This is a genomic window from Pseudomonas sp. AC463, from assembly GCF_979253585.1.
The window spans coordinates 1-277 of the sequence record NZ_CEEDDZ010000542.1; the positions used below are offsets into that span (position 1 = coordinate 1).

The following is a 277-nucleotide window of genomic DNA, read 5'->3' on the forward strand; positions in this document are numbered from 1 at the left end:
GTAAGCGGTCGTCGTCCCGGTCACCGTCTTCGTACGCGCGTCGATTCGGTGGGCGAACACCGCGTCCGCGCCCAGATCGACCGAATGCAGGATGCCGCCATCCGCCGTGAAACCTACCCAATGCGCATGCGGACCCGCCTGCCGACCCCGATCGGGACCCTGCCCTGCGTGCCTCGTGAGTTGCGCGTCGCCGCGCGGCAGACCCGTCGCCGAATCGAGGCGCCAGAGCGCGACGTCGCCGCTGGAATAGTTCGCGACCGCCAGCATCGATCCGTCC

Annotated in this window: 1 protein-coding gene; it reads right to left on the bottom strand. The window is 69.3% G+C overall.

Features of this window, described 5'->3' with window-relative positions:
- Positions 1–277 (bottom strand): beta-propeller fold lactonase family protein (locus AC0IYH_RS31325; protein WP_471838114.1); only part of this gene is annotated, 277 nt, incomplete at both ends.